The sequence below is a fragment of the Comamonas sp. DB36 genome, assembly GCF_057914905.1.
This window is the reverse complement of the sequence record NZ_CP196631.1, coordinates 2,509,030-2,525,717: the sequence shown is the minus strand read 5'-3', so window position 1 is coordinate 2,525,717 and position 16,688 is coordinate 2,509,030. Positions and strand designations below refer to the sequence as shown.

Here is a 16,688-nt window from a genome sequence, read left to right as displayed (position 1 = left end):
AAATAGCGGGTCGCGCGCTCAATGCGCGGTGGTGGGCAGTGCGCGTGCCGGGCGCAGTGACTGGCGCAGCGCGCCGGCCGCGACCACGCCCAGCACCAGCAGCCACAGCAGCCATTGCTGCAGGCTCACAGGCGGTGGCGGCGCGGGCGGCTCGACTTTTTGCAGCTGCATGCCGGTGATCAGCGGCGGGGCCGGCGGCGGCTCGGGCGCGGCGGCGGGCTCTTCGGATGCGGGTGGCGGGGCTGCCGCGGGTGCCTGGGCAGCCGGGGCCTGGGACGGCAGCGCATTGCTGTCGGCGGCGCCGGCCACATAGTCCATCAGCGCCTGGTGCGGCGCCTGCACGCCGAAGCGCTGCTGCAGGGCCTGGTAGCGATCCTTGAGCGTGGCCAGCGTCTTGTCGTCGGTCTGCCAGTAGCCCTTGCGTGCGGCTTCGAGCATGCGCTCCATGGTCTGGGCATAGGCATGGGGGTTGTTCTTCTCCATCCATTCCTTGACGCCCAGCTGGTGCTTGTCGTTCACATAGACTTCGGCCATTTCCTGCCACTGGTCATCGCGCACGATTTCATGCGAGGTCGCGGTCCAGCCCCAGAGGTTGTTGGTCGCGTCGAGCACGCGCAGCGTGCCCGAGTAGCCTTCCTTCATCAGGCCTTCGATATAGCCGGGGTGGAACTGGCGCGTCGCGAGTTCCTTCGACAGGAAGTTCGCGGCCGACTCGGTGCGCGTTGCGCCCGGGTTGCGCAGATTGGAGATGTAGAGCTGCGGCGCCTTGCCGTCGAGCGCGCGCACCGCCAGTCCTATGCCGCCCAGGTACTGGAACGGGTCGTCGGTGGTCAGCATGCCGTAGGTGTTGGAGCTGCGCGCGAGCACCGCGGCCTGCGTGCCCTTGAGGTGTTCGGCGTAGAGGTTGGTGCCCAGGCCCGCGACGCCCTTGGTGCCCCAGAGCTTTTCGTCGGGGCCGTAGGCCGACTGCATGCGGTCCAGATACAGCGCGGCGAGCTTGCTGTCGCCGTCGGCCTTGCTGCCCCAGGAGTCGCTGGCCAGCGTGGCTTCGGGCAGACCGGTACCGTATTCGCCGCTGGCCGTCGAGAAGATGCGCGTCTGGCTGGCGTTGGCCGCGGCCTTGGCATCCACGCCCTGGGCGATCAGGCGCTGGCGCACCTGCTGGCTGAAGCGCCATGCGGGGTTGTCGGCTTCGTCGGCCGTGGCCGCGAGCTGGGCCGCGCGCGCGAGCTGGCGCAGCGCGTTGGGGAAATGGTCGCGGTACAGGCCCGTGGCCGACAGCACCACATCGACGCGTGGCCGGCCCAGCGCCTTGCGTTCCACGCGGCGCACGTCGATCACGCGCCCGCCCTTGTCCCAGACCGGCTCCACGCCCATGAGCCACAGCGCCTGGGCTTCAAGAATGCCCTGGTGGCGCATGGTCTCGACCGACCACAGCGAGAACGTGACCTTGTCCAGGGTCTTGCCCGTGGCATCGCGGTGGGCGGCGATCATCTGCTCGGCGGCTTTCTTGCCCGCGGCCCAGGCCTGGGCGCTGGGAATGCGCGAAGGATCGAAACCGTAGAGGTTGCGGCCCGTGGGAAACGCGTCGGGGTTCTTGATCGGGTCGCCGCCGTAGGAAGTGGGGATGTACTGGCCGTCGAGCGCGGCGAGCAGCGCGGGCATCTCGCCCGCGGCGTCGAGCCGGCCATACCATTCGCGCCCCTGCTCGAGCTGGGCCTGCAATGCCGGGTCCGTCACGCGGGCCTGGCCCGCAAGAAACTGTTCGAGAAGACGGAACGGCGGGCTTTGCTTGAACTGGCGGTAGTCGCCGACCATGGCTTCGTCGATCTCGGCTTCGGCCTTGCCCGCGGCGCGCGCCGCCGCATACCAGTAGTCGCGGCCCAGCATCATCACCACGGTGGCGATGCGATGCTCCTGCGCGGCCGGCTGGCCCAGCGTGTGCAGGCCGAGCGGCTGCACGGTCTCGGCGAGTTCATGCAGATGACTGTGCAGGGCCTCGACGAAGTCGGCGAAGTTGGCGGGCGTATGGCCCTGGGTCCAGCCCATGTCGGCGTCCATGCGCTGGGCCTTGACGCGCGCGAGGATGTCGGCGCGGTACTGGTCCTTCACGGCGCCCTGGTCCTGGTCCTGCCAGCTGTGCAGCAGATCGTGCACTTCGGTCCAGGCCTGGTGCATGCCTGCGGGCTGGAACGGCGGCGTCTGGTAGCTGATGGTCACGGCGCGCCCGCGGCGCTTGGCCTGCTGGGCTTCGCCGATGTTGTCGACGATGTAGGGGTAGACCACGGGCAGGTCGCCGACGGTGAGCGAGGGGTAGTCGGTCACGGCCAGGCCACGCTCCTTGCCGGGCAGCCATTCCTGCGAGCCATGGGTGCCGAAGTGGACGATGGCGTCGCTGGCCATGGCTTCGCGCGCCCAGAGGTAGGCCGCGAGATAGAAGTGCGTGGGCACGGCGCTCAACGAATGGTAGAGCGCGCGTTCCTGGTTGTCGCGCTTGTCGCTGCGCGGCGGCTGGGGCAGCAGCACCGCCTTGCCCAATTGCAGGCGCGGGATCACGAACACCGGCTGGCCCTGGTGCTGTATCACCATGTCGGACGCCGCGGGCGCGCCCCAGCGGCGCGTGACATCGGCGCGCACTTGCGGCGGCAGGTTGTTGAGCCAGGCTTCGTAGCGCGCGACGGGCAGCGTCGCGGCCAGGCCGTCGCGCAGCAGGTCGTCGAGTTTGGCGTCGCGGTACAGCGGCGCGAGCAGGCGCTGGAGCTTTTCTATCAGTTCGGCCTGGGACGGCACTTCGGTGGTGTAGCCGGCGGCGCGCAGCCGGGTGAGCGTTTCGATCAGGCTGGTCGGCACATTGAGAAACGCCGAGGCCAGGTTCTTCTCGCCGGGCGGCGAATTCCAGAAGAACACCGCGAGTTGCTTGTCGGCCGCGCGCTTGCGCTGCAGATTGACCCAGTTCAAGGCCTTGGTGACCACCGATTGCGCCTGGGCGTCGATCGGCACCTGGGCGCCGCTTTCGGGATCGATGGCCGAGGCGATCTGGATGTCGTTGATGCCTGTGTATTCGGCCTGGGCCACATAGAGCGGCAGGTCCATGGCGGGAATGCCTTGCGGGTCCCTGGCCCAGTCGTCGGCCGAGCCGCGGCGGTAGGTCGTGGCCTGGACCACGGGAATGCCCAGCTGCTCGAAGGCGCGCCGCGTGCCTTCGGCGTTGAGCATGATGCGGGTGTTGATCAGCACATCGGCGGCGCGCAGGCCACCGGGCTGCAGGATCTGCAGGTGGGCCTGGGCGTCCATCGATGGGCTGTAGTAGGGCAGGGCGACCGCGCCCGCGCCTTCGATGCGCGCGACCAGGTCGTCGATCACCGCGGTCTGCAGGCCGCTGATCTGGGTCTGGTGAAAGCCGATGGCGACGACCGGCGGGCGCTGGCCGGGGGCGTCGAGTTTCAGCCCGCGCCAGGCGAAGTAGTCGGCGGTGCTGGCGAACACCTGGCTGGGCGCGCGCGGGTGGTAGATGCCGACCTTGGGAAACACCACAGGCGCGGGAATGCCATCGGGCCGGCGCTTTTCGAGCAGCGCTTTCACGGTCTGGAAGAAATGCCGGTAGTTCGCCTGGCCGCCGTTGACGTAGTAACGCGTGAGCTGCTCGATATCAGCGGCCGCGAGGCCCTGGCCCGAAGGCTGGGTTTCGAGCAGCCAGACATGGGGCATGGGCAGGCGCGCCAAGGTGCTGCCGAGCTTGGCCTGAACCTGCTCCTGTTGGTAGGCGTCGATCAGCACCAGGTCGAAACCCGCGAAACTGCCCGGGTCGGCCTGGTCGGGCAGCGACTGCAGATTGCGCTGCTCGATCTGTATGCCGGCGTCCAGCGCGATGGGCGCGAGCGCAGTGAACTTGCCCAGCGGCACATTGCTCGCCGAAATGACCAGCACGCGCTGCGCAGGTGCCGCCGGCGCTGCGTGGCTGGCGCTGGCGAGCAGCAGCCCGGCCAGCAGCCAGGAAATCAGGGAGAAGAATTGCATCAATCAGCTTCGGGGGCGCCCGGTCGGTGGGCGGGCAGCGCGGCAAGTACATGGCTTGCGGGCGTCTGCCGTCAGAACGAGAAACAAGCCATCGACCAGAAAGCGGCGGGTGGCTTGGAGAGCGGCGGGCGCATCGGCGCCCGCCAGGGCCAGGCCCTCAGAAGTCGGCTTGCAGGCTGACAAACAGCGTGCGGCCGCGTTCGGCGTTCTTGAAGTTGGGCGACCTCTCGGCCAGATCCACGTTGCCTATGTTCTCCAGGCCCGCGCGCAGCGTGTAGGTCTTGTCGATCTTCTTGCCTATGCTCGCATTCCAGACGCTGAACGCGGGCATGGGTGCGGCCGCGGCCACCTGGCTGCCGACATAGTTCAGATCGACGCGCGCATTCCAGCCCGCGTTGCCGTTCCAGTCGAGCGCCGAGTTGAAGCCCACGCGCGGACGGTAGTCGAGGCGGGTGCCAGTCGTCAGGTCCTTGGTGGCCATGAACGTCGCGTTGTTGCTCCAGCGCCATTGGCGGCTGATGTCCCAGTTCGCGCCGAGTTCCAGGCCCGTGATGCGCGCCTTGTCGACGTTCGAGTACCAGTACTGGTTGCGGTTGTTGACCTTGGGACCGATGATCTTGCTGGCGATCAGGTTCTTGACGTCGTTGTGGAACAGCGTGCCTTGCAGTTCCAGCGCCGACGTGGCCTGCCAGGTCGCGCCCAGCTCGATCGAGTTCAGCGACTCGGGCTTGAGATCGGGGTTGCCGTAGATGTCGTAGCTCGTGCCGTTGTAGTGGTAGTTGCCCGACATCTGCTTGAGCGTGGGCGCCTTGAACGCATGGCCTATGCCGCCCTTGACGACCAGTGCGGACGAGGCTTCCCAGACCAGGTAGGCGCGCGGGCTGAATTCGCTGCCGAACAGCGCATGGTGGTCGGCGCGCAGGCCTGTTGTGAGGCTCAGGCTTTCGGTCAGCGCCCATTCGTCCTGGGCGAACAAGGCCTGGTGGGTCACGCCGTCGCTGCCCTGGTTGAGTTCCGAATGGGTCAGCTTTTCACGCCGCACTTCGGCGCCCGTGGTCAGCTGGTGGGCGCCGAAGCGCCTGGATGCAAAACCGTCGATCACCTGTTCCTGCATGCGCTGGGGCGTGGCCGGCGCGACGCCGTTGCTTGCCGAGTTGGTGATGCGGATGTCGCTGGCATAGGCGCGCGCCTGCGTCTTCCAGTCGCCGAACTTGGCTTTCCAGGTCACGTCGGCCTGGCGGCGGTCGAGGTCGTATTCGCTTTCATAGACCGTGAGCAGCTTGTTGACGGTCTTGCTGGTGTCGAAGAAGCGCTGCTCCTTGCCGGCCATGAGGTTGAAGTCCAGCGACTGGTCGGCATCGATCTTGAGCGTGCCGCCTATGCTGCCCTGGCCGTTGTGCTGGCCTTCGAGCGCCGACAGCGTGGGCGCGGAGGGCTTGGCGATGGCATCGGCGTGGGCCGCCGTGCCCGAAACGCGCAGCGACAGCATGTCGTTGACCTTGCCCGCGGAGTAGATCGAGGCCTGGCCCAGATTGCCGCCCGTACGGTCGGTCTGTGTTCCGGCCTTGAGGTAGACCGAGGTCTCCCAGCGGTCGCCCCGGGGCTGGCGCGTGATCTGGTTGATCACGCCGCCCAGCGCTTCGGAGCCGTAGAGCGTGGACATCGGGCCGCGGATGATTTCGACGCGCTCGACCGCGGCCATGGGCACCCAGCCAAACTGGAAGTTCGAGTGGCCCACGATGTCGTCAGTGGCCGCAATGCGCTTGCCGTCGACCATGGTCAGCACATGCTTGCCATCCATGCCGCGCATCGACAGGGTGCGGCGGCCCGCGGTGTTGGTCGCGCTGAAGCCTATGCCTGTCTGGCCGCGCACGGCTTCGAACAGGTCGGCGGGCTGCTGCTGGTCGAGCCGGGCGCGGTCGATCACGCTGACCGAAGCCGGCGCGGTGCGGGTGTCATGTTCCTGCAGCGTGGCCGTGACGGTTACGGTCGCATTTTCGGTGGCAGGCGTAGATTGCGCGAACGCCAGCGCGGGCAGCGCCAGGCACAGGGCCGAAGCCAGCGGCGTCAGCGTCGCGGGAAGACGGCGTTGCGCGCCGGAGGCCGCGCGATGGGAAGAAGACATGGAAGGCTCCAGGCCCGGAAAGCGACGTTACAGCGCTGCAGGCCAAATAAGAAGTGAAACTGTATACAAATTGTAATGCAAACAGAAACCATTCTCATTCGAATTCGTGTTTTCTGATGCTGTTGGCGCGAAGCGTTGCGGAAATGGCGCGAAATCGGCGCGCACGCGGCGCGCATGCGCCCATGGGGTGCTGCGCGCCAGGCGCGCGAAGGCACGCAGCCGACCTTCGCGGCCGCCGCGCTGGCGTGCTTCAGGCGGTGCGCGCGCGCAGCCAGTGGTTGTCGAGCTGGATGGCGCCCACGCGCGCGGGCGCGATATTGCTGTCCTGGCCTGCGGCATCAAGGGCGATGGCCTGTTCGCCGCCGCCTACCCAGACGCGCGCGTCATCGGCGCGGCCCTGGCCGGGCACGGCCGCCAGCGCATAGGCCATGGGCAGCGCATGCTCGGCCTGCCAGGCGATGGGCGCACCCGGTCGGGCGCTGCCGAAGAACGCCACCCGGTCCACGCGCGGGCAACTCACGGCGAATGCGTCGCCGGTGAACGCAATATCGCCGCCATAGCCGGCCACGGGCGCCGGGGTGGCGACGGCGCGCAGCGCCTCGCCGTCGAACACCGCGAGCACGGGCGCCTGACGCTTGGCCTGGGCGTCGTCGTGCTCGGCCTGCAAGGCCACGCCCAGCCAGCGGCGCGCGTGGCCTGGCCGCAGCTGCGCGCCCCAGGCAAGGTGGCGCAGGCTCAGGCGCGGGTCGTCAAGCTTCCACTGGCCCAGCAGTTCACCGCTCGCCTGGGCAGCCAGGCGCACGACCGAAGAATCCATATGGTCCAGCCGCAGCTTGCGCCGGCCGGTCTCGGACTGGGTGGGAATGCCGCCATTGGCTACGATCAGACTGCCGTCGTGGTCGAGCAGCAGCTGGTGCGGGTCCATGCCGCCGGTGCGCCATTCGGCGAGCTTTTCGAGGCTGGCCGCGTCGCGCACGCCTATCAGCCCCTGGCTGTCGGCCAGATCGGTTTCGGTGGTGTAGATGTGGCGGCCGTCGGCGCTGGCCAGCACATGGCCGTTGAAGACGCGGTCGGGCTCTATCCACAGCCATTGCGGCTCCTGGCCCGGATGCCAGCGCAGCAGCCAGTCGCCGGGCCGGCGCGCGACACACACGATGGCGCCCGAAGCCTCCTGCAGCAGCGCATGCGCGCGCGTGGGCACTTCGAGCCTGTGCAATGGCAGCAATTGCGCAGCAGCCGCGGTGGTGGCGCCGGTCCAGGCGAGCTGGCCTATGTATTGCTGCGCGCCGTCCTGCCAGGCCGCGATGAAGCGCGGCAGCGGGCTGTTGCCGATGGCCTGGGCGCGGGCGGCCAGCGGCAGGCCGGGCAGCAGGGACCAGACCAGCGCCTGCCGCAGCCATTGCCGGCGGTGCATTGCTGCGCTCATGATGTCAATCTCCGTCGGCATCCGAAAAGCCGATGTTCACTTTCAAGGCCGGTGCGACCTTGTCCTGCATCTGCTGCTTGACCTGGCCCAGCGCCTTGACGGCCTGCAGCACCGCATCCTTGTCGGTCGATGCGAGCTGCGCCATGGCCTGGTCGGCGGCTAGCACCGCATTGACCCATTGCTGGGCCAGGTCGTTGAGGCCGCGGCCGCGCAGATAGAGTTCGATGGGCACGATGTCCTTGCCGGCCACGGGCGTGGGGCCGGCGTGGTGCACGGCCAGCGTCTTGAGCGCCGACCATTGCGCGCGCCACGATTGCAGGCTGGTCTGGCTGGCGCTGCGCGCGAAGTCGGGCGCCGCGGCCTTGCCCTGGCTGCGCAGCGGCTTTTCCATCTGCTGCCAGCGCAGGCGCTCGAGCCCGCCAATCCACTGGTTGATGAACTCGGCCATCAGCTCGGGAGCGGCCGTGGATTCGTCCTCATCCCAGGGTGTTTGCGCGAGCTTGGCAAAACCCTTTTGCAGCGCTTGCGCTTCGGCATGGACTTCGCGCGCGGCCAGTGCCGCGTAGCGGCAGGCGGGGGTATTCGGCGCCGCGGCTTCGGTCCAGAGCAGCCATTCGAGCGCCGGGAAACCCTTGGCGGGCGCGCCCACGCGCTCCATGCCCAGCAGGTCGGCAGGCGCAGTGGTGATGGCCTTGCGCACGGCCGCGGGGCGCAGCGGCTGGAAGTCGATCAGGCGCATGGAGCGGCGCTCGATCAGCGGGCCCAGCGCCACGGCCGACAGCCGCTCCCAGTCGGTGGCCGCGGCGCGCCAGCGCTCGCGCACTTCAGTGGCCGAGCCCTGGCCCGCGCAGTACTGCTGCCAGCTGCCGACGAGAGCCTGGGCGCTTTGCTCGAAAGCGCTGGCGTTGGTGCCATACCATTGCGTGGCCAGGCCCGCGCTCAGGTGCGCGGGGTTGTAGAACGGCAGCGCGACTTCGGCGTAGGCCGCCGGAATGCCCTGGGCGGATGCCGTGCCGGCCACCAGGGCCAGCGCCGTGCAGGCCCAGGCGATGGGGCGGAATGCGGAATGGTTTGTCATAGGATTCCTGCGGGGTCAGAGCGATTCGAGAAAACGAACCAGCGCGTCACGCTCCTGAGCGTTTAGTTGCAGCACGGCGTCGCGCGAAGCCTGGGCCTCGCCGCCATGCCACAGCACAGCTTCGAGGATGTTGCGCGCCCGGCCGTCGTGCAGCAGCCGGCTGTGGCCGTTGACCGCGGGCACCAGGCCCAGGCCCCACAGCGGCGGCGTGCGCCACTGGTTGCCATTGGCCAGGAAGTCGGGCCGGCCATCGGCCAGATCCTTGCCCATGTCGTGCAGCAGCAGGTCCGTGTAGGGGAAGATCACCTGGCCCGACAGCGCCGGGCTGCTCAGCCGCGGAAACGGCGGCGCGCCGGTCACATAGCTGGGCCGGTGGCAGGCGGCGCATTGGGCGCGCGCAAAGATCTGCTGGCCTTGCAGCACCTGCGGGTCGGCCGGGTCGCGCCGTGCGGGCGGTGCCAGCGTGGCCTGGTAGAAGATCACGTCGTCGAGCGTCCTGTCGTCGATTTCCACGCCCTGGCCCTTGGCGCCGCGCGGCGCCTGGATGCAGTCCTTTTGCGCAGGCATGCAGGCTTCGTCGGGGAAGTTCTTCGACGTGATGCCGATGTCGCCCTGGAACGCGCCCGCGGTCTGGTGGGCCAGCGTGGCGACGTTGGCTTTCCAGCCGAAGCGCCCGATCATCGTGGTCTGGGCAAACGCATCCCAGACGCGGTTGACTTCGCCGCGCACCGGGCCGCCTGCGGCCTGCTGCGCGCGCGCATTGGCCTCGATCTCGGCCGCGGGAATGGCTTCGAGCAGGCCCAGGCCTATGACCTGGGGCGCGATGCGCGGGCTGACCATGGCATGGGCCGCGAGCGCGCCGTAGCCGAGTTCGCGCAGCGTGTAGATCGGCTTTTCCAGCGTATAGGGCGTGCCGTCGGCGAACGCTCCGGTCAGCGTTTCATAGCGGATATGGACCTTGCCCTCGGGGCGTACTCCGGGTATCGCCAGGTCGTTGAACTGGTCGCCATAGGTCGGCTCGGGCACGGGGCCGCCCTGGGCGGTCTTGCCGGGAACCGACAGTCGCATCAGCAGGCCGGCGACGGCGCGTGGCTCCAGCCCGTTGTGGAAGTCGGGCGGCTGGGCGCGGCCGTCCTGCACATGGCAGCCGCCGCACGAGCGCGCGAGAAAATGCGGGCCCAGGCCGTCGCGCGCCGTGGTCGACGCGGGCGCCTGCACCCAGTTGCGCTTGAAAAAGGAATTGCCGATCACGAAGCGCGTGCGCTCGGCATCGGCGAGATTGGCCGCGGGAAACGAAAACGCATTGCGGCCGGTGGCAAACACCGTGGTCTGGCCACCGGGAAGGTGGTCGGCCGGCGCCGCGACGCTCGCATCCGCGGCGCCCGCTTGCACTGCGCCCGCTGGCGCGGCGCGGCTCTCGGCAAAAACCTGGGCGGCGAGTGCCGCCGTGGCGGCCGCAGCAGCGCAGGCCACTGCGGCCAGGGCCTGGCGGCCCGTCAATCTTTTCATGGGACGCAGTCGGCTTACTCGGGTTGAACGATGTTCAGGCGGTCAATGCCCACGGCCTGGGCGGAGGCGGCGAGGTCCTTGCTCTGCTGGGTCAGGCTGTCGATCACGGCCTGGATCCTGGCGCGCGCCGGCGACGAGCGCTGGCCCTGTATGGCCTGGTCGAACGGCACGGGAATCTGCTGCGTGCCGGCCACGGACTTGCGGATATGCGTGGTGGTTTCCTGGGCCAGGGCCGCGTTCTTGAGCGCCACCCAGTCGCGCAGGCCCGGGCCGCGCAACAGGCTGCCGTCCAGACGCCGGTACTGGCCCAGCCAGACGTTCTCTATGCCCTTGGCGTTGGCAATCGCGTCGTTGTGGGTGTTGTCGGAGAAGCACGAGTGCTCGTCTTCCTGGTCCTGGCTGGCCAGTGCCACTTCCAGGCGTTCGCCCGCGAGTTCGCCGCGCGACAGCGAGCCCAGGCCGACAAAGATCTTGCGTATCGACTCATTGCCGCCGGCAACGAATTGCGCGCGGTAGTTGTCGGCGACGCCCGGCGCCCATGCGGCCTGGATCGATTGGAGGTCTTCAATCAGCAGGTCGGTGACGACTTGCAGGTATTGGCGGCGGCGGTCGGCATTGGGCTTCTTGCCGTCGATGAAGTCGGTGTGCGGGCGTGCGCCCGGGCCGCTGGCGCTCAGGTCCTGGCCCCACAGCAGGAACTCGATCGCATGCCAGCCGGTGGCGATGTTCTCTTCGCCGTCCTTTTCATTGAGCTCGGACAGCGCTTCGGCCGTGATCGGCTGGGCAGGGTCGTTGATGATGCCGGCCTCGTCATTGCCTTGCACATAGTCGACATACGACTCATCCATGGGCCAGGCGTTGATGCGGCCTTCGGGGCCGTCCTCGTTGTCGATGGGGCCGTCGTAGAAGCGGAAAGCTTCGGTCTGGCCGTAGAAGTTGCGTGCGTGCAGCCAGGCCTTGCGGGCCGCGGCCAGCGTCTTCGCGCTGGGCTGCGCAATCAGGGCGTTGATGGCTTTTTGCATCGCCTGGGCCGATTGCAGCGAATCGCTGTAGCCGGCATGGACCAGCTGGGCGTAGTGACCGGCAACTTGCTCGACGCTGAGCGTGGACTGCTTGGCGGCAATGGGGGCAACGGGCTGGGCCAGGGGGGCGACCACGGGGGCGGCCGCGAGCGCAGCGATCAACAGCAGTTTATGCATATCTGAATGGGCAGGGCGCGCGGCCCGACGGTGATGGAACCTCAAATTGTAATGAGAATTTTTCTCATTGCTGTCGAATGACCGTCCTGACCCCGCGGCACCGATTCAGATCGGCGCGGCTTCGGTATCGAGCAATTGCTGCAGATGCGCGTGCCAGCCCGCGGCATTGCCCAGCCAGGGTGAGATATCCAGACGCTGGCCCACGCGCCGGCTGCTCGCGGCTTCGGTGTACTCGAGCAGGAAGGTCGGAAATCCCTGGCCGCCCGACGCCTGCAGCCATTCGCGGCTTTGCTGGATATGGTCGGCGACGGCGTGGGCCAGCGCGTCCTGATATTGCGTGACAAACGCCCGGCCATCGAGCCCCAGCTCCTGCGCCAGCGACTGCAGCACGCCCAGCGTGGAAATCTGCTGGCCTTCGACGTAGTGGGCGGTCTGGGCGCGCGCAAGCATTGCCAGGCCCAGGCCGGCCATTGATTCGGCGGCCAGCATCGCGGCGATCGGCGGCGTGGAGTCGAGCGTCGCGCCGATCTGGTTGAGCAGGCCGTTGTAGTAGGCGTCGCCAAACGGCTGGCCCGTGAGCGCGGCGATGCGCTCGTCGTGCGGCATCACATGCGCGCGCCAGTCGGGTGTGATGGTGCGGCGCGCAGCGCCGCTGAGCATTCCGCCCGCATGCCACTGCAGCTGCAGTCCGGGCAGGCGGCTGGCCGCGAGCAGCGGCGCGGCGGCATAGCACCAGCCGCACAGCGGATCGAAAATATAGTGCAGGACAGGGGGGGCGGCAGAGGGCATGGCGGCGGAAAGGTGAGCGTGCGGGATGCGCGCCAATGCTAAGCCTTCCAGCATGGCCAAGCATGGAATGCGACAATGGTCGCCCCTTGCGCGCGCTTGCGCCAAGCGCATTTGCGGCGTCCAGCTCGTATCGAGGCTCGATCACTGGCAGCCCATGCCGCCCTTCGAGGCGGCGCTTTCAGAAAGCCTCTCCCGTGTCCCATCGCTCTCCCGTACGCATCACCGACAAGCACCAGTTCCATACCCTGATCGATGCGCGCTCGCCCGCCGAATTCGCGCTCGACCATATTCCCGGCGCCATCAACTGTCCGGTGCTCGACGACGCCGAGCGCGCGACCATAGGCACGATCTACAAGCAGGTCAGTCCCTTCGAGGCCAAGCGCCTGGGCGCGGCCATGGTCTCGGCCAATCTCGCGCGCCATCTGCGCGAGACCTTCGCCGACAAGCCCGCCGACTGGAAGCCGCTGATCTACTGCTGGCGCGGCGGCCTGCGCAGCGGCTCCATGGTCACCTGGCTGCGCCTCGTGGGCTGGGATGCGCAGCAGCTCGCGGGCGGCTACAAATATTTTCGCCACCATGTGATGGCGCAGTTGGAACAGATGGTGCCGCAGCTGCAGTTGCGCGTGCTTGTCGGGGCGACCGGCAGTGCCAAGACGCGCGTGCTGCATGCGCTGGCCGCGCAGGGCGAGCAGGTGCTCGATCTCGAAGGCCTGGCACGCCACAAGGGCTCGCTGCTGGGGCAGCTGCCGGGAATTGCCCAGCCGTCGCAAAAAGCGTTTGAGACCGGACTGGTCGATTGCATGGAAGCGCTGGATCTCACGCGCCCTGTCTACATCGAAGGCGAGAGCCAGCGCATAGGCCGCATCACGCTGCCGCTGGGCCTGGTCGAGCGCATGCGCGACGCGCCCTGCATAGAAATCGAAGCCACGGCCGAGGCCCGCCTTGACTATCTGCTGCGCGACTACGCCTATCTGGGCGAGGATGCGCAGGCACTGTCGGCGCAGCTGGGCCGGCTCAAGGAAATGCAGGGCAATGTGATTGTCGCGCGCTGGCAGGCCTGGGCGCAGGAACAGGCCCTCGCGCCGCTGTTCGGCGAACTCATGGCGCTGCATTACGATCCGCAGTACGAGCGCTCGCAGGCGCGGCATTTTCGCGGCTGGGAGCAGCGCGCGCGCATCGGCTGCGCGGATCTGAGCGACGCCGGCATTGCGCGGCTCGCACAGCAGGTGGCCGCCGCGGCGCCAGCGCGCTAGCCGCAGAGACACTCCCAGACTTCGACGGCAAAAGGATAGAGCGACACCAGCAGCAGGCCGGCCATGGTGCGGTTGAAACGGTGGATGGCCGCAGGCGAGCGCAGCCTGCAGGCCACGCATTGACCAAACAGGGTCCAGGCGCTGATGCTGGGGAAACTCACCAGTACCAGCAGCGCGCCGGCCAGCAGCAGGTGCAGAAGATAGCCGTCGCGCGGCGTATAGGTGGCGGCGATGCCCACGGCCATCACCCAGGTCTTGGGGTTGATCCACTGCAAGGCCAGGCCTTGCCAGAAACGCAGGGGCTGGCGCGCGGTCCGCTGCTTGCCCGCGTTGCCAGAGCGCGCAATGCACCACGCCAGCCAGACCAGATAGACCGCGCCAAAATACTTGAGCGCAGTGTGCAGATGCGGCACGCGATCGAACACCGTGCACAGGCCGCAGCCCACCACCACCAGCATCAGGGCTGCGCCCACGCTCACTCCCAGGATATGCGGCAGGCTGCGTCGGTAACCGAATGCCGCGCCTGACGCCGCCAGCAACAGATTGTTCGGCCCGGGCGTGATCGAGTAGGCGAAAGTGAACATGAGCAGCGGATAAAAAGCAGATGCGTTCATGGCTGAGTCCATTCAGGGTGAATCGGCGTGGTGTCCTGGCCTGCGGGCTAGGAAAACCGGCGTAACCATGTCATGCTATTGACTATTGGTAAATTAATATCGATACAGTTAATTAATAATGTGGGCTGACTGGCCTGTGCCGAACACCATGACACTTGACCCAAGAAAGGCGAGCGAGCTCGCCCGCACGCAGGGGCCGCGAGGGTGCGGCTGGCAACCGTTGCGCGATTCGCCGCTGTCGCTGGTCGAGCAGTTGATCGCGCATGTGGTCGAGCTGATAGCCAACCAGGGGCTGGGCCCGGGAATGCGCTTGCCGTCGGTGCGCGTGATGGCCGAGGCGACGGGCCTGAGCCGTTGCACGGTGGTCCAGGCCTATGGCCGGCTCGAGGCCCAGGGTTTGGTCGGTTCGCGCCGCGGCGCGGGTTTTTTTGTCTGTACCCAACCCGTGCAGGCACCTTGCCGTTCAGGCGATGCCTGCGACGTCGCCGGGCCGCTGGCGTTCGACAGGGCCTTTTTGCTGCGCAGCATGTTCAGCGGTCCGTGGCGCGGCGCTGCCTCCGCTGGAGCGGGGCTGCTGCCGGCGCACTGGCTCGACGCCGACATGCTGGGCGCAGCGATCCGCAGCGTGGGCCGCACGGCCGGCACGAGCCTGCTGAGCTACGGCACGCCCCATGGCTACCGGCCGCTGCGCCAGCAGATCGCGACGCAGTTGCAGTCCCAGGAAGTGCCGGCCCACCCTGACTTGCATCTGATGACGGTCGCGGGCGTGACCCAGGGGCTCAATCTGGTGGTGCGCAGCCTGCTGCAGCCCGGCGACACGGTGCTGGTCGAAGACCCGGGCTGGTTTCTGGTCCATGGTTTGCTGCAGGCCCAGGGTCTGCAGGTGGTCGGCGTGCCGCGCCGCCATGACGGCCCCGATCTGGCTGGGCTGGCGCAGCTGGCCGAGCAGCACCGGCCGCGCATGTTCATCATCAACACCGCCGTGCACAATCCCACGGGCTCGACCTTGTCTTTGGGCGTAGCCCATGAAGTGCTGCGCATCGCCGAGCGCTTCGACTTTCTGCTGGCCGAGGACGATACCTTCGCCGATTTCCATCCGGGCACGCCGGTGCGCCTGGCCGCGCTCGACCGGCTGCAACGCGTGCTGCTGATCGGCGGCTACGCCAAGACGCTGGGCGGCGGACTGCGCGTGGGTTACATCGCGGGACATGAGGCCTTGATGCGCCGGCTGGTCGACGCCAAGCTGCTGGGCAGTCCGACCTCGCCGGAACTCGGTGAGCAGGTGGTGCACCGCATCCTGGCCGACGGCCAGTACCGCCGCCATGTCGACCGGCTGCGCGAACGCGTGAATCAGGCACGCGGGCGCTGTCTGTCCCAGCTCGAGGCGCTGGGCTGCCGTGTGGCACACCCACCGCATGCGGGTATGTTCGTCTGGGCCGACTGCGGCCGCGATTCCGAAACGCTGGCGCGCGAGGCCGTGGCGCTGGGACTGCTGCTTGCCCCCGGCATGCTGTTTTCGCCCCAGTGCGCACCCAGCCGCATGGTGCGCGTACCCGTTCCCATGGCCGACGACCCGCAGGCATGGAGCCTTTTCGCGCAGGCGCTGGACCGCGTGGCGCCTTGAGATCTGCGCCTGCTGACCGCCGTCTACTTGCGCACGACCAGGGTCAGCAGCGCCGAAGAATCCTCGAGCGCGCTGACCGCATGCGCGACGTTGCCTGGCAGGTGCAGCAGCTGGCCGGCGTGCAAGGCATGCTGCTGGCTGTCGATGTCGACCTGCAATCGGCCTTCGAGACAGTGCAGCACCAGCCCGCCCGTGACCTTGTGCGCAGGCATGCGCTTGCCCGCATGCAGCACCATGCGTATCACTTCGAGATCGTCGGATTTGAACAGCGCCACGGATTTTTCGTCTGCCAGCCGCGCACCGTAAGGATGGACGTCGACGGCCTGTGCGGGCAAGGCGTGGGGAATGGCCATGGCGTGCGCTCCGTAAGGGGGATGGGGAAATTCTGGCGGTTCTTGCGCCAATCGGCAAGAACCGTGTGATCAGGCGTACCTGCGTCCCCCCGGATGGTCAATCCACTTTCGCGCTGATGACCGTGCCGTCCACGGGATTGACTTTGATTTCCATGCGCTGGCCGGCCGCGGTCAGCACATCGACGGCAATCACGGCCCGGCCCCAGTCGTTGCCCAGCTCGACATCGACGGCCGTTCCTGGCGTGTGCTTGAGCGCGGCGTCCAGCGCCTGCTTGAGCGTGATCTTGCTGGCGTCGAGGCGCTTCCTGTCCTTGGACGATGCCGAGCCCTTGTTCTTGTGCTGCTGCGCCGCGCCCGTGCCCGCGTTGACATGCACCTCGACATGGTCGCCCTGGGTCGTGATGAGGTCCACGTCGAAGCGCGGCGAGCCATCGTCGATGTCGAGCTGGGCATCGAAAGCGCGGCCCGGAACGGCCTTTTCGGCTGCGTCTATCGCCTGCGACAGCGACAGCCGGGTCTGCTGCAGCGCGGCCTGCCACTGGGCCGGCGATTCGGCGTAGACGGGAGCACTGACGCTGCCCATGACAACCATGCTGATCAGGCTCAGGCCGCCGGCGCGCAGGGCCGAGGCAATGGCGGAAGGTTGCAGGTATTTCATTCAGATTTCCTTTCGGGCAAGAATGCTGCGCGGTGCGCGCAAA

General features: G+C 67.8%; 12 protein-coding genes. 2 read left to right on the top strand and 10 right to left on the bottom strand.

Annotation, left to right across the window (positions count from 1 at the left end; all coding sequences use genetic code 11):
- Window positions 1-18 precede the first annotated feature (18 nt).
- From cobN to ACSVDO_RS11605, 7 genes are all read right to left on the bottom strand, one after another.
- Window positions 19-4,017 carry a cobaltochelatase subunit CobN gene (gene cobN, locus ACSVDO_RS11635; RefSeq protein WP_489592246.1) on the bottom strand — a complete coding sequence of 1,333 codons (3,999 nt, stop codon included), beginning with the start codon at window positions 4,015-4,017 and terminating at the stop codon, window positions 19-21.
- A 157-nt stretch (window positions 4,018-4,174) separates the two neighbouring features.
- Entirely contained in the window at window positions 4,175-6,142 is a 1,968-nt protein-coding gene (locus ACSVDO_RS11630; protein ID WP_489592244.1) for a TonB-dependent receptor plug domain-containing protein, read from the bottom strand.
- A 250-nt stretch (window positions 6,143-6,392) separates the two neighbouring features.
- Entirely contained in the window at window positions 6,393-7,568 is a 1,176-nt protein-coding gene (locus ACSVDO_RS11625; RefSeq protein WP_489592242.1) for a DUF1513 domain-containing protein, read from the bottom strand.
- A gap of 4 nt (window positions 7,569-7,572) precedes the next feature.
- Window positions 7,573-8,646, bottom strand: coding sequence for an imelysin family protein (locus tag ACSVDO_RS11620; protein ID WP_489592240.1), 1,074 nt, complete (start codon window positions 8,644-8,646; stop codon window positions 7,573-7,575).
- Between the two features lie 15 nt (window positions 8,647-8,661).
- Complete coding sequence (locus ACSVDO_RS11615; protein ID WP_489592238.1) at window positions 8,662-10,155, bottom strand: di-heme oxidoreductase family protein; 1,494 nt, start codon at window positions 10,153-10,155, stop codon at window positions 8,662-8,664.
- Between the two features lie 14 nt (window positions 10,156-10,169).
- Window positions 10,170-11,354, bottom strand: coding sequence for an imelysin family protein (locus tag ACSVDO_RS11610; protein WP_489592236.1), 1,185 nt, complete (start codon window positions 11,352-11,354; stop codon window positions 10,170-10,172).
- A gap of 105 nt (window positions 11,355-11,459) precedes the next feature.
- On the bottom strand, window positions 11,460-12,143 hold the full coding sequence (locus ACSVDO_RS11605) for a DsbA family protein (protein WP_489592234.1): 684 nt from the start codon (window positions 12,141-12,143) through the stop codon (window positions 11,460-11,462).
- A gap of 194 nt (window positions 12,144-12,337) precedes the next feature.
- On the opposite strand from ACSVDO_RS11605, the gene mnmH reads away from it, so the two are divergent.
- On the top strand, window positions 12,338-13,396 hold the full coding sequence (gene mnmH / locus ACSVDO_RS11600) for a tRNA 2-selenouridine(34) synthase MnmH (protein ID WP_489592232.1): 1,059 nt from the start codon (window positions 12,338-12,340) through the stop codon (window positions 13,394-13,396).
- On the opposite strand, the gene ACSVDO_RS11595 is transcribed toward mnmH, so the two are convergent.
- Window positions 13,393-14,010 carry a LysE family translocator gene (locus ACSVDO_RS11595; protein WP_489592230.1) on the bottom strand — a complete coding sequence of 206 codons (618 nt, stop codon included), beginning with the start codon at window positions 14,008-14,010 and terminating at the stop codon, window positions 13,393-13,395. The two genes, mnmH and ACSVDO_RS11595, sit on opposite strands and share 4 nt — an antisense overlap.
- Before the next feature lie 148 nt (window positions 14,011-14,158).
- Between ACSVDO_RS11595 and ACSVDO_RS11590 the strand changes: the two genes are divergently transcribed.
- Window positions 14,159-15,634 (top strand): aminotransferase-like domain-containing protein, encoded by a 1,476-nt coding sequence (locus tag ACSVDO_RS11590; protein WP_489592228.1) that lies wholly within the window; start codon window positions 14,159-14,161, stop codon window positions 15,632-15,634.
- A gap of 23 nt (window positions 15,635-15,657) precedes the next feature.
- Here the strand turns inward: ACSVDO_RS11590 and ACSVDO_RS11585 are convergent, their stop codons facing one another.
- Together ACSVDO_RS11585 and ACSVDO_RS11580 are read right to left on the bottom strand one after the other, a co-directional pair.
- Window positions 15,658-15,987 (bottom strand): cupin domain-containing protein, encoded by a 330-nt coding sequence (locus ACSVDO_RS11585; protein ID WP_332539152.1) that lies wholly within the window; start codon window positions 15,985-15,987, stop codon window positions 15,658-15,660.
- A gap of 97 nt (window positions 15,988-16,084) precedes the next feature.
- Entirely contained in the window at window positions 16,085-16,645 is a 561-nt protein-coding gene (locus ACSVDO_RS11580) for a PepSY domain-containing protein (RefSeq protein ID WP_332539153.1), read from the bottom strand.
- Window positions 16,646-16,688 lie beyond the last annotated feature (43 nt).

Bases quoted from the DNA above. Each gene is read 5' to 3' on its own strand.
- cobN (WP_489592246.1), bottom strand. From the start codon at position 4,017: ATGCAATTCTTCTCCCTGATTTCCTGGCTGCTGGCCGGGCTGCTGCTC.
- ACSVDO_RS11630 (WP_489592244.1), bottom strand. From the start codon at position 6,142: ATGTCTTCTTCCCATCGCGCGGCCTCCGGCGCGCAACGCCGTCTTCCC.
- ACSVDO_RS11625 (WP_489592242.1), bottom strand. From the start codon at position 7,568: ATGAGCGCAGCAATGCACCGCCGGCAATGGCTGCGGCAGGCGCTGGTC.
- ACSVDO_RS11620 (WP_489592240.1), bottom strand. From the start codon at position 8,646: ATGACAAACCATTCCGCATTCCGCCCCATCGCCTGGGCCTGCACGGCG.
- ACSVDO_RS11615 (WP_489592238.1), bottom strand. From the start codon at position 10,155: ATGAAAAGATTGACGGGCCGCCAGGCCCTGGCCGCAGTGGCCTGCGCT.
- ACSVDO_RS11610 (WP_489592236.1), bottom strand. From the start codon at position 11,354: ATGCATAAACTGCTGTTGATCGCTGCGCTCGCGGCCGCCCCCGTGGTC.
- ACSVDO_RS11605 (WP_489592234.1), bottom strand. From the start codon at position 12,143: ATGCCCTCTGCCGCCCCCCCTGTCCTGCACTATATTTTCGATCCGCTG.
- ACSVDO_RS11595 (WP_489592230.1), bottom strand. From the start codon at position 14,010: ATGAACGCATCTGCTTTTTATCCGCTGCTCATGTTCACTTTCGCCTAC.
- ACSVDO_RS11590 (WP_489592228.1), top strand. From the start codon at position 14,159: ATGACACTTGACCCAAGAAAGGCGAGCGAGCTCGCCCGCACGCAGGGG.
- ACSVDO_RS11585 (WP_332539152.1), bottom strand. From the start codon at position 15,987: ATGGCCATTCCCCACGCCTTGCCCGCACAGGCCGTCGACGTCCATCCT.
- ACSVDO_RS11580 (WP_332539153.1), bottom strand. From the start codon at position 16,645: ATGAAATACCTGCAACCTTCCGCCATTGCCTCGGCCCTGCGCGCCGGC.